This window comes from Mesorhizobium sp. C120A (assembly GCF_030323105.1).
Taxonomy (GTDB): Bacteria; Pseudomonadota; Alphaproteobacteria; order Rhizobiales; family Rhizobiaceae; genus Mesorhizobium.
Genome location: NZ_CP100476.1, coordinates 4,308,208 through 4,321,020, shown reverse-complemented (window position 1 = coordinate 4,321,020; position 12,813 = coordinate 4,308,208). Strand labels below are relative to the sequence as shown.

Annotated in this window: 11 protein-coding genes; 8 read left to right on the top strand and 3 right to left on the bottom strand. The window is 62.2% G+C overall.

Annotated features, from left to right (window positions below):
* Nucleotides 1-52 precede the first annotated feature (52 nt).
* The 3 genes from NL532_RS21000 to NL532_RS20990 all read right to left on the bottom strand — a co-directional run bounded on the left by NL532_RS21000 (nt 53) and on the right by NL532_RS20990 (nt 3,670).
* Complete coding sequence (locus NL532_RS21000; protein WP_023669469.1) at nt 53-232, bottom strand: hypothetical protein; 180 nt, start codon at nt 230-232, stop codon at nt 53-55.
* Between the two features lie 1,099 nt (nt 233-1,331).
* Nucleotides 1,332-2,222, bottom strand: coding sequence for an adenylate/guanylate cyclase domain-containing protein (locus NL532_RS20995; RefSeq protein WP_023829473.1), 891 nt, complete (start codon nt 2,220-2,222; stop codon nt 1,332-1,334).
* A gap of 419 nt (nt 2,223-2,641) precedes the next feature.
* Nucleotides 2,642-3,670, bottom strand: a complete 1,029-nt coding sequence (locus NL532_RS20990; protein ID WP_286487442.1) for a LacI family DNA-binding transcriptional regulator — start codon at nt 3,668-3,670, stop codon at nt 2,642-2,644.
* Nucleotides 3,671-4,025: 355 nt separating this feature from the next.
* Here NL532_RS20990 and NL532_RS20985 point away from each other — a divergent pair, with 355 nt between their 5' ends.
* The 8 genes from NL532_RS20985 to NL532_RS20950 all read left to right on the top strand — a co-directional run bounded on the left by NL532_RS20985 (nt 4,026) and on the right by NL532_RS20950 (nt 12,754).
* Nucleotides 4,026-5,639, top strand: a complete 1,614-nt coding sequence (locus NL532_RS20985; protein ID WP_023829475.1) for an extracellular solute-binding protein — start codon at nt 4,026-4,028, stop codon at nt 5,637-5,639.
* Between the two features lie 81 nt (nt 5,640-5,720).
* The gene (locus NL532_RS20980; protein WP_023819383.1) at nt 5,721-6,581 is read left to right on the top strand and encodes a carbohydrate ABC transporter permease; all 861 of its coding nucleotides are present in this window, start codon (nt 5,721-5,723) and stop codon (nt 6,579-6,581) included.
* The gene (locus NL532_RS20975; protein ID WP_023829476.1) at nt 6,578-7,534 is read left to right on the top strand and encodes a carbohydrate ABC transporter permease; all 957 of its coding nucleotides are present in this window, start codon (nt 6,578-6,580) and stop codon (nt 7,532-7,534) included. Before NL532_RS20980 ends, NL532_RS20975 begins: the two co-directional genes overlap by 4 nt.
* On the top strand, nt 7,531-8,622 hold the full coding sequence (locus tag NL532_RS20970; RefSeq protein ID WP_023829477.1) for an ABC transporter ATP-binding protein: 1,092 nt from the start codon (nt 7,531-7,533) through the stop codon (nt 8,620-8,622). Before NL532_RS20975 ends, NL532_RS20970 begins: the two co-directional genes overlap by 4 nt.
* A gap of 1 nt (nt 8,623) precedes the next feature.
* A complete protein-coding gene (locus NL532_RS20965; RefSeq protein WP_023829478.1) occupies nt 8,624-9,685 on the top strand; it encodes an ABC transporter ATP-binding protein in 1,062 nt (353 codons plus the stop codon).
* A gap of 35 nt (nt 9,686-9,720) precedes the next feature.
* Complete coding sequence (locus tag NL532_RS20960; RefSeq protein WP_286487440.1) at nt 9,721-10,818, top strand: Gfo/Idh/MocA family protein; 1,098 nt, start codon at nt 9,721-9,723, stop codon at nt 10,816-10,818.
* A 24-nt stretch (nt 10,819-10,842) separates the two neighbouring features.
* A complete protein-coding gene (locus NL532_RS20955; RefSeq protein WP_023829480.1) occupies nt 10,843-11,757 on the top strand; it encodes a sugar phosphate isomerase/epimerase family protein in 915 nt (304 codons plus the stop codon).
* A gap of 55 nt (nt 11,758-11,812) precedes the next feature.
* Nucleotides 11,813-12,754: a sugar ABC transporter substrate-binding protein gene (locus tag NL532_RS20950; protein ID WP_023673173.1), complete on the top strand. Its 942-nt coding sequence runs from the start codon at nt 11,813-11,815 to the stop codon at nt 12,752-12,754.
* Nucleotides 12,755-12,813 lie beyond the last annotated feature (59 nt).

The following is a 12,813-nucleotide window of genomic DNA, read 5'->3' as shown; positions in this document are numbered from 1 at the left end:
CCCGTTCGTTCCGATCGCGATGCAGGCTATCCGCCAACACGTCGACAAGTTGTCAGCCGCATCGCTTCAGTTCCGCCACCTGAACGCCGAGACGGAATGCCTGACCATCGGCATAAGAACGTGCATAGCTTTCTGCTTCGAACGGAAACGTCAGGGTGCTGCCGTAGGCGGTGATGCGGACCGTCCACTTCTTGTCGCGAACGAGTTCGACTGAATTGTCGGGCGACGTCATGATTTCCTCCGGCACCAGCAAGGCGAAGGCACGGATAACGTCGCAAAGGTCGTTTGAATGCAAACAATCTGACACGCTCATGTCGCTTGTTCTATACGCCTCGATTAGAGCAGCGCCACGGCTGCAATGTTGGTGGCGCTAAGTCCCCTAGCTGCCAAGACCTTTCCCATCGGGTCGGTCCCCTTGCGGCGTCTCGCAGCGACCTTTCTGAACCCAACCGCCGAGATTGTCAGCCCGCAGTGTCTTCGAGAGAATAGCCGGCAAGCCGCACGGTGCGAATGGCAACTCTGCGACGACTGCTTCAACAACTTTCGCGACTGGCTCATGTGAACGTCGACCACCTGGGCGCTCACACTGGCTTTCAGCGACCAGCCAGCTGCGATGAATTCATCACGGCTGATCACCTTTCAGGATCCTCGAGCATGTGGCGCACCAACTTGAACTCGATCGGCCCAAGAGGAATCTCCCCGGTGCTGCAAACACGGTGGCATCGAGCTCCATCTCGACGTCGCGATATGTCAGTGGTCTGCGCTTCTGCGCCAATTTCGTGACGGTAGCCCAATCGCGAGCCTTCGCAGGTGGTCGAGGAGCTATTGCGGCGCAATGGTCTGATGAAGCGTTCGTCGACCCCGGGCTGCAACAGCCTGTGCTGACCTTCAGCACCTAGGGATATCAAGGCGACACAGGGCAGGGAATTGGTCCGGGCATCCCGCTTCAGCCGGCCGCTCCCGTCGCCAGCTCATTGTCTGGCCGACAGTCCAGCACAATTCCCACGCACCGGCCTTTTCGCGGCAAGACCTATCGCGTCACCGATCGAGCGGGCCAGCTTGCTGCCGAAGCCATCCACCTGCAGAATGTCGCCTAGGAGCAGGTAGAACTCCGCATCCTGCGAGGGAGATGCACCGGCCGCGGCTCCGTCGAACTCAGCGAGGGAAACGGAAGTCAGCTCTTCGCAGCCCAACTTCGAGAGCAGACGTTCCTGGATTGGCCTTGGCACATTTATGAACGGTCGATTCCAATGGCTGTCAAAGAATACAGCGCGACATTGAGGGCGCCAGCGAACCAGCTCGAAACCGGTCGAGCTAGTAGCCGGGCCGGGTCAATCCGAGACAATTTCGTAGTGAAGAAGCTGGGCTTCGTCGAGTGCCGACTTCACTCCAGGCGAGATGACGCCGGAGCCGAAGAGGACAATATCTTCACGGCGTACGAATACTTCATGGCCGAGTCCCATGGACACAAATGTGCCCGAAGAGCTTCGTTCGAGAAGCCGAGCTCTGCCATTCAATATGGTGAAGGCGGCGTGGCGCCTCGATACCCAGGGCAGCTCGACGATGATATCGCATTCCGCCGATCTGCCGATTGTCACGGATTCGCCGTTTCGACAGGATCGCAGCTGATCTCTGTAGCGGATGACCAGATGAATCTGCCGCGGCAGGACCGAGCGTCTATCTGTAGTGGCGCCATGGCTGGTGATCTGCGTACCGGGGGCCCCATCGTCGCTCCACAGGGTATAGACATCGAAGAACTCTTGCTTCCCTTTCAAGGCCATTTTGTCGAGGAGCCGCAGGCCCTTGCGGCTTCTCGGGGAAAGGGCTTCGCAGAAGCTCTGGCTGATCAGCACCTCTCCGGGGTTCGCCGTGGTGGACAACCTTGCGGTGACATTGACAACGTCACCGAATATCGCGCCCCGCGCGCGAATAACCGCCCCGAAATGCAATCCGATACGGGCGCTCAACGGCCCTTTAGTCAGTTGATGGGTAATTTGGCAGACGGCCCTCAGCGCCATTTCCGGGCTCTCGAAGAGGCTGAGTATGTCATCGCCTTTCGAGTAAATGAAATCACCACCGTGCTTGGCGACGATCTCGCGCATCGTGTCCAGGCAATCCGAGACCTGCTGTAGAGCGGCATCGTCTCCGATCCGCTCATAGAGTGGCGTGCTGCCCACGACATCAGCTAAGAGGACTGCGGCAAGAAGCGTTTCCTGGTCCATCGATCTCGTGTCCGACCCAAAAAGTCAGCGTGCGTGTATAACACACGAGGTTGCCTGCAACATATCTGCTCGAGCGCCTTTGATCGGGGCGATGCTTCAGGTGATCGTGGCGGACGGACGGGCGTATGCCATTCGTCGGCTTCGTGCCGGCGACATCCAGAACCGTCTTCGCCCCAATCGTTCGCGACCTCGGTGCTATGAGTGGACTTGGTCTTTTTAGGTTCGGAAAGGCTGACCGAGTTGCAACGGGCGACGGCCTTCTCATGCACCATCAACCACGACCCGATCTCGTCCCTCCGACTTCGCACGGAATAGTGCCAGATCGGCGGCTTTGACGAGATCATTCGGGCTCTCGTTCGTATTTGTGACCGGTGGCGACGCCAACGCTGTGCTTTGCGATAAGATCACGGATCCATTGATCAGATTTCAGGTATATTCTCTTTGAAGATCACCTGAAGTCGTGGTTGATGCGGTTCATAGGTCAGGTGCCTGACGGAGTGGCTTAAAATGTTGAGGGCTTCCCGCGCCTCGACGCGCGGATTTTGATCTATGACCGCATCGAGCGTCCCATCCAACAAAAGTTCCTTGGTGCCGTCTGTCACCTCGTGGCCGAGAAAGAGAATGTCTTTGGCGCGTCCACGCTCCTTGAGCGCCCGAGCGATGCCGGTGTTGCCGGCGCCGACATTGTAGATCGCGGCAAGATCGGGGTGCCGGTCCAGAAGCGCTGATGCTTCCGAATAAGCCTTCTCTCGGTCATCCAGCATTTCGCGCATCTCGACGATCTTGAGATTGGGCGACTCCTCGGTCAAGATGTGCCGGAATCCCATCTCGCGTTCCTCATGGCCGCGATAGGACAGCGAGCCGGCGAACAGCGCCACCTTGCTTGGGCGTTCCGATCCCATGAAGCGGTTGAGCAGATAGCCGGCCAGCCGCCCCGCGGCGCGGTTGTCGATGCCGATATAGGCCACTCTCGGAACATGCAGGATGTCGGAGGCGATGGTCACCACCTTGACATCATTGGCTGACAGCGAGCGGATCGCCTCGCGCACCGTTGGATGATCGAGCGCGATCACGCCGACGCCTTGTGTCTGTCCACGCAATTCTTGCAGCAGGCGGGCGAGCCGGTCGGGGTTGAAGCCCTCTATGGTGGCGATGTGGACGTCGAGATCGGGGCGCGCTAGGGCCTGCGCTTCGATGTGTCGATGCAGCATCTTGATGAAGGAATTGGTTCCGGCCGGCAGAGCGAAGTCGAGACGGATGACCTCTCCGGGTGAGGGCCTGGGCGGCGCTCCGTTCGGGCCCTCCGCGATGTAGCCGAGGCGCTGCGCCATTTCGAGCACTATCTCACGCGTGCGCGCCCGCACACCGGGCCTGTTGTTCAGCACGCGGTCGACGGTGGCGGCCGAAACGCCGGCTTCCCGGGCTATGTCAGTCAAGGTGGAACGCACCGTCTTCATCTCCTCAATGCATCAGATCGCACAATGCCGCTAGCCCGTCCGACGGCCACAGCTGCCAGCCATCAGCGATTCTGATGGGAAATGATGTATCGAGCCTTAGCCGATGCGCAAGGAGGTTGGGCTAAATCGCGTCGCCCGGCGTGATAGTCGCGTGCCAGAAAGGCAGATTTCCCATCAAATCGAGGCATTGAGCCCGTGTGTCGACCTTTGCATGACGTATTTTCTCCGCAGTTGCGGTGTTACGATGTATTTTGAGTATTTATGATGTTGACAGCCTTCCGGTGCTGCCGTCAATATCCCTCAATGGGCTCGTGGAGGAAACATTGGCCCTGAGGGAGGAATTCCAATGTCTGATCTGATCCGCATATCGCGACGCCGATTGCTGGCGTCCGGAGGAAAGGCGGCGGTGTTCGTGGCCGCGGCAGGTATCGCCCCGCAATTCATCCGTCCCGGCCGTGCGCTTGCGGCCGACGCGCTGGCGCCAGGCATGGTCGGCGGCCCCACCGGTTTCGAGGGCGCCGAGCGCTATCAATATGGCGCCGACACGCCGGAAGGCCGTGCCGTTGAGGCGGCCAAGGCCTTGAAGGGAGCTGGCAAGGCACCGGCCAAGATCGTACTTGGCCTGTCGGATGGCTCGATTGGCCAACTCACACAGCCTTTCCCTGCGGGTGCGCCGTCGATCAAGGAGCTGTGGGAAAAGGAAACCGGCATCCAGATCGAGATCGTCGGCCTGCCGAACGGCCAGGAATTCACCAAGACGATGCAGGACATCTCCACCAAGGGTGGGGCCTATGACATCTACTCGACGGAATGGAACCGGCTAGGCGACCTCGCCGAGACCGGCGGCATCGCCAAGCTCGACGACTTCGTCGCCCAGTACAGGCCCGAATGGGACGATCCCAAGACCGGCTATGTCGACGGCGCCAAGGGCGTGTCGCTGCTCAACAAATATCGCGGGTCCAACTATGGCGTGTCGCTGGACGGCGACTTCCAGACCTGGGTCTACCGCACCGACCTGTTCGGCGACGCTGCCGAGCAGAAGGCGTTCAAGGACAAATTCGGCTACGATCTGGCGCCGCCGAAGACCTGGAAGCAGCACAGTGACATCGCGGGCTTCTTCCAGCGGCCCGACAAGGGCCTGTTCGGCTCCACCGACCTGCGCAACCAGGGTTGGGGCTACACCAATTGGTATCAGCGCTATGTCTCGATGGCATCGCCCAATCAGTTCCTGTTCGGCGACGACGGCAAGCCGCTGATCAATTCCGAGCACGGCATTGCCGCCACCAACGAATATGTCGGCTCGCTCGTTCATCACTCGCCGGACGCGATCTCCTGGGGCTGGCCGGAGCAGTATGGAAATTTCGCCAAGGGCGGCGCGGCGATGACCTGCGCCTTCTCGAACCTGCCGAAATTCCTCGACAATGCCGGCAACAAGGATTCCGCCGTCACCGGCAAGATCGGCTCGATGCTGCCGCCCGGCCGCGAAGTCGACGGCAAGCTGATCAGCCGTTCCGTGCTGTGGTTCTCGCTGACCGGCATGGTCTCGTCTCAGTCGAAAAACCAGGAGGTCGCCTACCTCTTGCTGCAGTGGCTGGGCTCCGCCCGCATCTATGCCTGGATGAGCGCCAATCCGGGCGGCTATCTCGATCCGTTCCGGCTCTCGGATTTCTCCGATCCGCTGGTGCGCCAGACCTACCACGCCTACCACATCGACGTGGTGCGCGAGACCGTCGCCCGCACGGTGCCGACGATCAACTATCCCGGCGCCACCGCCTTCCACAACGCATTGGACGAAAACCTGATGGCGTCGCTGACCAAGGCCAAGACAGCGGAACAGGCGATGGCCGACACGGAAGCGGAGTGGAAGAAGATCGCCCGCCGCATCGGCGAGGACAAATTGCTTGAAGCCATCAGGACGAACAAGGAGGCCTGGCCGACGGTTCTCGATCCAATCAGCTGATCCGTCTCCCTGGATCAGCGCTGGAGGGGAAGAGCATCTGTTCCTCCCCGCCGCAGTCAACGCCACCAGCAAAGCAGCCAGATGAAGCGTTCCGTCCCCTTCGAGATATTCCGCTACGCCGCGATCTTCGCGGCGATGGCGGTGACGCTGGTGCCCATCCTGTGGATGGTGTCGATGGCCTTCAAGCCGATCGCCGAATGGTCGGCGACCGGCGCCGACCTGACATGGTGGCCGAAGAACCCGACGCTCGGCAATTTCCAGTTCGTCTTCGGCGAGTCCAACAACAATCTGATCGTGGCGCTCGACCGCACCGCGCTGAAGCCGATCCTGTCGTCGCTGCTGTCTTCGGTGTTCGGCACGGCGATCGCAATGTCGGCGGGCACGGCTGCGGCCTACGGGCTGTCGCGTTTCGGCTCGGGCCAGAACCTGCCGCTGGCGCTGATCCAGCTCAGGCTGTTTCCGCCAATGGCGGTGATGATCCCGGTCATGATCATGTGGGCCTTCCTGAACTTCACCGACAGCTGGTTTGGCCTGGCCCTGATCTACGGCATCGTCACCCTGCCGTTCGCTTTCTGGCTCATGAAGACCTTCTTCGACGACATGCCGCGCGAGATCGAGGAAGCGGCGCTTGTCGAAGGTTGTTCGCGGCTGCGCGTCTTCACGCGCATCACGCTGCCGATGATGCGCGCACCGCTGGCCAGCGCCGCCCTCTTCGTCTTCATCCTCAACTGGTCGGACTATCTGATCGCGCTGCTGCTGACGACGCGTGAATGGGTGACGATCCCCGTCTACATGGCCTCGCTGTCCTCCTCGATGACCGGGCAGCTCTATGGCGCCAAGGCCGCGCTCGGTCTTGTCGCCGCGGTGCCGCCGGTCATCATGGGCATCGCTATCCAGCGCCATCTGGTGCGCGGACTGACGTTCGGCGCGCTCAAGCAATGAGCGCGGTGACCGTGACTGTCTCAAAGGACGCAAAGGCCGCGCTTGGCAAGCCCGAGCTGCGGGACGAGGGAGCGCGGCTGGGATTCCGGCTGACGCTGCCGGCGCAGGTTTTGGTGCTCTTCATCTCCGTCTTCCCGCTGCTGATGCAGCTCTACATCAGCGTCACCGACTGGTCGCCGCTCTCCGGCCTCGGCTGGTGGAACGCATGGGAGATGTGGAACAGCTTCGCCAACTACACCGACCTTGCCGCCGATGCGCGCTTCTGGAGCGCGCTGAGGCGCACCGCCATCGTCATGGTCTTGTGCGTGCCTGTCGAATTCCTGCTTGGCCTGGCATTGGCGACGCTGTTCGCGGACGATTTTCCGGGCAAGCGGATCTTCTATTCGATCCTGCTGATGCCGATGATGGTGGTTCCAGCGGTAGCCGGCTACATGTTCTTCATGCTGTTCCAGTCGGGCGGGCCGCTGAACGACATCCTGTCGGCACTCAGCGGTTCCCGCGTCACCATCGCCTGGCTGTCTGACCCGACGCTGGCGCTGATCGCGGTGATCATCGCCGACATCTGGCAGTGGACGCCGCTGATGTTCCTGATCCTGCTTGCCGGCCTGGTCGGCGTGCCGCAGGACCAGATCAAGGCGGCGACCCTGCTCGGCGCCAACCCGTGGCAGCGCTTCGTCACCATCGTGCTGCCGAAGATGAAGACGATCATCATCATCGCGCTGGCGATCCGCGTCATCGAGAACTTCAAGATCTTCGACACGCTCTACATCATGACCGGCGGCGGCCCCGGCGTCGCCACGGAGACGATCTCCGTCTACATCTACAAGGTCACGACGCAGGACCTGATCTGGGGCTATGTGGCGGCGATCGCGCTGGCCATCCTGGTCGTGCTTTCGATCGTTGCCGTATTCGCCATGAAGCGCATGGCGCGGGCAAGGCTGGTGCCGGCATGAGCGCGATCCAGCTGCGCAACCTGGTCAAGACCTTTGGCGAGTTCACGGCGCTGAAGACCATGGATCTCGATGTAGCCGATGGCGAGTTCATGGCGCTGCTCGGGCCTTCGGGCTGCGGCAAGTCGACGACGATGAACATGATCGCCGGCATGGAAGAGCCGACCAGCGGCAAGATCCTGTTTGGCGAGCGCGACATGGCCGGCGTGCCCATGGGCCGCCGCGGCGTCGGCTTCGTTTTCCAGAACTACGCCATCTTCACCCATATGACGGTGCGCCAGAACCTTGGCTATGGGCCGCGGATGCGCGGTGCGGCGAAAGCTGAGATCGACCGCCGCGTCGGCGCCACCGCCGAGCTGCTGCAGTTGACGCCGCTGCTCGACCGCAAGGCCGACCGGCTCTCGGTCAACATCCTGCAGCGGGTGGCGATCGGGCGCTCGGCAATCATGGAGCCGGCGATCTTTCTGCTCGACGAGCCGCTGTCCAATGTCGACGCCGCCTTCCGGGCGGTGATGCGGACCGAGCTCAAGCAGCTGCAGCGCCAGTTCAGGCAGACGATGGTCTACGTCACCCATGACCAGCTCGAGGCCATGACCATGGCCGACCGCATTGCCGTCATGGATCACGGCGTGCTGCAGCAGGTGGGAACGCCGCTGGAAGTCTACAACAATCCGGCCAATGTCTTCGTCGCACGCTTCATCGGCGCCCCGGGCATGAACCTGCTGAGGGGGAGGCCGGCGGAGAGCGATCGGGGCCTGGTGGTCGATCTCGGGCCGCTGGGGGTCACGCCGACGCTGCCGGATGCGCTGGCCGCCACCTTGCGCGGATCGCGCTCCGAGGTGCTTTACGGCTTCCGGCCCGAACAGGTGTCGCTGGTGCAGAGCGGGCAGGGCCTCGCCATGCCGGTGAGCTTCGTCGAGCGGATCGGCGCGAGGACCGTCGTCCATCTCGGCGATGGCGAGACCGCCGTGAAGGCGGTGTTCGACAATAATGTCGGACTGTCGATCGGCGAGCTTGCCGTCGTCGCCCCCGTGGCATCGTCCGTGCGTGTCTTCGATGCCCGCAGCGGCATTGCGATGAAGGCAGGTTGACATGGCCGATATCGTCTTTCGCAATGTCAGCAAGCGCTACGGCACGACGCTCGCCGTCGACGACGCCTCGTTCACCGTCAATGACAACGAATTCTTCTGCTTCTTCGGGCCGCCGCTGGCGGGCAAATCGACAATCCTGCGCCTCGTGCTCGGGCTGGAGACGCCTGATGCCGGAGAGATCCTGATCGGCGGCAAACCGGTCAACACCGTCTCGCCGGCCGAGCGCAATGTCGCCATGGTGTTCCAGAACCTGGCGCTGTTCCCCCATATGAGCGCGCGCGACAATGTGCGTTTCCCGCTGGTCGAGCGCAAGGTCGCCGAGGCCCAGATCGAAAAGCGTGTCGCCGACGTCGCCGCCAAGCTGCATATCGGCCACATCCTTCACAAGCCGCCGGCGCAGCTTTCCGGTGGCGAGCGGCAGCGCGTGGCCATAGCCCGCGCCCTGGTGCGCGACCCGAACGCCTATCTGATGGACGACCCGATCTCTGCGCTCGATGCGCGGCTGCGCGAGGAAACGCGCGTCGAGCTCAAGCGCATCCAGCGCGAACTCGGCAAGACGCTGATCTACGTCACCCATGACCAGGAAGAGGCGATGTCGATCGCCGACCGCATCGCGATTCTGGAGAATGGGAGGATCCGACAGATCGGCGCCCCGTCCGAGATCTACGACCGCCCGGCGAACACCTATGTGGCGCGACTGCTTGGTTCGCCTGTCATGAACATCCTCAAATCCGTTCGAGGCGACGGTGGCATCGAGGCCGCCGAAGGCACGGTCAGCATCGACGATCGCGCTGCTCCGGCCGACGCGATCGAAATCGGGCTGAGGCCGGAGGACATCAAGGTCCGGCCCTGGGTCGACGGGGGCGCTGGCCGCCCGGCGCGCGTATTCGAGGTCGAGCCCCTTGGCGGTTACACGGTGGTAACGCTCGCCGCCGGGGAGGCGCGGCTGAAAGCGCTGCTGCGCGGCCAGCCCGACATCAGGCCGGATGCGGTGGTAGCGATATCCTGCGAGCCGGCCCGGGTGCATTATTTCGGGCAGGACGGAGGCGCGTTGGCGAGATGATCGCGGCTGCGAAAACAGAATTTCGGGAGGAAGACATGGCGAGCGAAGGCTTCGAGCCGGACGTGAAGGTCCGCACCAGCGAATACCGGCTCGGCTGCATCGGCGCCGGCATGATCATGGCCGAGTGCCATCTGGCAGCCTATCGCGAAGCGGGGTTCAACGTGGTGGCGATCGCCTCGCGGACCCGTTCCAATGCGCAGAAGGTCGCCGCGCGTTGGGACATCCCGACCGTCCACGACACGCCGGAACAACTGATCGAGAATCCCGAGATCGAGATCGTCGACCTTGCCTTTCCGCCCGACCAGCAGCCGGCGCTGATCCGCCATGCGCTGAAGCAGCCTCACATCAAGGCGATCCTGGCGCAGAAGCCACTGGCGCTGTCGGTCGATGAAGCCGTGAAGCTGCGCGACGAAGCCTCAAAGTCCGGCAAGATCCTCTCGGTCAACCAGAACATGCGCTACGACCAGTCGATGCGCGTCCTGAAGCAGATCATCGACAGCGGCGCGCTGGGCGACATCGTCTTCGCGCAGATCGACATGCATGCGATCCCGCACTGGCAGACCTTCCTTCAGGACTACGACCGGCTGACGCTCGCCAATATGAGCGTGCATCATCTCGACGTGCTGCGCTTTCTGTTCGGCGATCCCTCGGAAATCACCACGCTGACACGCAAGGACCCGCGCACGACATTCGAGCATAGCGACGGCATCACCGTCTCGACGCTGCGCTTTCCCTCCGGCGTGCTCGCCGTGTCGCTGGAGGATGTCTGGTCCGGACCGCGCCAGGAGGGCTATCTGGACGACCAGCACATCAACTGGCGCGTCGACGGCACCAACGGTGTCGCCAAAGGCACGATCGGCTGGCCGAAAGGCGTGGCCTCGACGCTGACCTATGCCTCGACCGAGACGACGGATGGCAAGTGGGTCAGCCCGAGCTGGGACACGATGTGGTTCCCGCATGCCTTCATCGGCGTGATGGAGCAATTGCAGCATGCGGTAAAGACAGGCGCGCCGCCGGCATTATCGGTTGCCGACAACGTCAAGACGATGGCGCTGGTCGAGGCCGGCTACCGCTCGATGGCGCAAGGCCGCACCGTCAAGCTGTCCGAGATATCGATAAAGTCAGCCAACTGAATCGCTTAGGGAGGAGTTCACATCATGATGCAGGCAGGTATTTTCACGGGCTATTTCCCGTACGGGCTCGAAGAGACGGCAAAGAAGATCCGCGGGCTGGGTTTCAACACGGTGCAGCTCGACCTGCATTTCAGGGATATCGATCTGTCGGCCGGGCAGATCACTGAGGAAAAGGCCAAGCAGGTGCGCGACGTCTTCCGCGACAACAACCTGCCGATCTGCTGCGTGTCGGGCTACACCAACATTATCCACCCCGATAAAGTCGAGCGCGACAAGCGCGTCGGCTATCTCAAGGAAATCATCCGCAATGCGCGCGCCTTCGGCTCGCCCTACGTGATCTCGGAGACCGGCACCTACAACACCGAATCCGACTGGGTGCATCACCCCAGGAACAAGACCGAGGAAGGATTCGAGGAATGCCGCAAGGTGATCTCGGAGCTTGCCCAGACGGCTTACGACCATGGGGCGGTGTTCCTGCTCGAAACCTATGTCAACAATGTCGTCGGTTCGGTCGAGGAGACGGTGAAGATGTTCGCCCAGGTCGACCATCCGGGCCTCGGCCTGCTGATGGATCCGACCAACTATTTCGAAACCCACAACATCGACCGGATGGACCAGATCCTGAACCAGGTGTTCGATACGCTGACCGACAAGATCAAGATCGCGCATGCCAAGGACGTCAAGCGTTCGGGCAGCGACAAGTCGGAAAAGCATGCCGACATCGGCGACGAGGATGCGATGGAGAGCCACACGTTCCGCGGCGTCGGCGAGATCGAGCTGCCGGCGCCCGGGCTGGGCTCGCTGAATTACGATCTCTATCTCCAGCGGCTGGCGGAAAAGCACCCAAACATCCCGGTCATCATCGAGCATCTCTCGGAAGACGACGTGCCGCGCGCGAAGAAATTCCTCGACGGGAAGTTCCGCGCCAACGGGCTTTGAGCGCCGGTTGCGCCGCCGGCGCATGGCGGCGCAACTCCAACCAAGGGAGGAATGAATGTTGAAATTCGCATTGAAAGTGGCTGCCGCGGCAACGCTGGTAGCCGGGGTCTCCTTGAGCCTGCCGGCATTCGCGCAGGACGGCCAGAAGACCTTCTATCTGCTGTCGCATGGTGGCCCTTCGGACGCGTTCTGGATCGACTGGAATGCCGGCGCGACCAAGGCCTGCGACCAGCTCAAGGTGACCTGCAAGATCTCGTTCAGCGGCGGCGACATGGCGGCGCAGAAGGAGGCTTTCAACTCGGCGCTCGCCGCCAAGCCGGACGGCATCGCTACCACCTCGGCTCAGCCCGGCCTGTGGACGGAGGAGGTGAAGGCCGCCAAGGCCGCCGGCATACCGATCGTGTTCTTCAACACCGATGATCCGGCGACCGGGCGGCAGGCCTATGTCGGGGCCGACCTCAGGGAAGCGGGCGTCATCTGGGCCAAGTATCTCGTCGACCACAAGATGGTGAAGCAGGGCGACAAGGTGTTCCTGCCGGTCGAAGTGCCGGGCGCCAGCTACCAGCAGCTCGAGACCGAGGGCATCGCCAGCGTCTTCGATCCGCTCGGCATCAAGTACGACGTGGTCGATTGCGGCACCGACCCGGCCGGCATCATCGCCAAGATGACCGACTACATGGTCGCCAACAATCCGCCGGCAATCATTGCACTGGGCGATTCCGTGGCAGCAAGCATCAAACGCGTCTTCGACGGGGCCGGTGTGTCGGCCGGCAAGGTCCCGGTCGTCGGCTGGGGCAACTCAAAGGAGACGGCCGAGGCGGTCAAGTCCGGCTTCGTCAATGCTGCGGCCTGGCAGTACCCGTCGGCGCAGGGCTTCATGCCGGTGGCGCTGCTCGGGCTTGCGGCCTCTGGCGAGCCGGTCGGCTACGACATTCACACATTCAGCCTCTACGACGCCTCGAGCGTCGAGCCGATCCTGAAACTCTACAACAAGTGACGACAATCGGCGCCCGCCCCGAAATGGCGGGCGCCGGACGAAACGCATGGTCCTGACAG

Coding starts and splice junctions, on each gene's coding strand:
- NL532_RS20980 (WP_023819383.1), top strand. CDS start 5,721: ATGAAGCGTTCCGTCCCCTTCGAGATATTCCGCTACGCCGCGATCTTC.
- NL532_RS20970 (WP_023829477.1), top strand. CDS start 7,531: ATGAGCGCGATCCAGCTGCGCAACCTGGTCAAGACCTTTGGCGAGTTC.
- NL532_RS20950 (WP_023673173.1), top strand. CDS start 11,813: ATGTTGAAATTCGCATTGAAAGTGGCTGCCGCGGCAACGCTGGTAGCC.
- NL532_RS21000 (WP_023669469.1), bottom strand. CDS start 232: ATGACGTCGCCCGACAATTCAGTCGAACTCGTTCGCGACAAGAAGTGG.
- NL532_RS20960 (WP_286487440.1), top strand. CDS start 9,721: ATGGCGAGCGAAGGCTTCGAGCCGGACGTGAAGGTCCGCACCAGCGAA.
- NL532_RS20995 (WP_023829473.1), bottom strand. CDS start 2,222: ATGGACCAGGAAACGCTTCTTGCCGCAGTCCTCTTAGCTGATGTCGTG.
- NL532_RS20955 (WP_023829480.1), top strand. CDS start 10,843: ATGATGCAGGCAGGTATTTTCACGGGCTATTTCCCGTACGGGCTCGAA.
- NL532_RS20975 (WP_023829476.1), top strand. CDS start 6,578: ATGAGCGCGGTGACCGTGACTGTCTCAAAGGACGCAAAGGCCGCGCTT.
- NL532_RS20965 (WP_023829478.1), top strand. CDS start 8,624: ATGGCCGATATCGTCTTTCGCAATGTCAGCAAGCGCTACGGCACGACG.
- NL532_RS20985 (WP_023829475.1), top strand. CDS start 4,026: ATGTCTGATCTGATCCGCATATCGCGACGCCGATTGCTGGCGTCCGGA.